The organism is Neisseria viridiae, assembly GCF_962747995.1.
Classification (GTDB): domain Bacteria; phylum Pseudomonadota; class Gammaproteobacteria; order Burkholderiales; family Neisseriaceae; genus Neisseria; species Neisseria viridiae.
On sequence record NZ_CAUJAJ010000048.1, the window covers coordinates 1 to 329 of the forward strand.

Annotated in this window: 1 protein-coding gene; it reads right to left on the reverse strand. The window is 46.5% G+C overall.

Annotation, left to right across the window (positions count from 1 at the left end; genetic code table 11):
• Nucleotides 1-60 precede the first annotated feature (60 nt).
• The coding region (locus tag Q9J79_RS10315) for a hypothetical protein (protein ID WP_301911203.1) at nucleotides 61-329 on the reverse strand (269 nt) is incomplete at its 5' end.

Sequence of the window (329 nt, forward strand, 5' to 3'; positions counted from 1 at the left end):
TGTCTGTCTTTCAAACAGTGTGAGGCCCAAGGCACTCACACTTATCGGTAATCTGTTTTGTTAAAGAGCGTTGCGAATTATAAAGTATTTCTTCCATCTGTCAAGATATATCTCGATATTCCCGACATTCTGTGCTATACTTTTCAGTTCGTCCGCCGCTTCAGCAGCAGCGAAGAACCGAACTATACGCCCACCGGGGAAAACAGTCAATACTTTCAGCAGAATTTTTTGGGGAAATTCGTCATGTCTCTGTCGGATAAGGTTTTTTATTTCCGCCAAACGCTGCGCCGCCTCCAACAATCCCTTCCTCCCCCTCCTCTGGCTGGTGC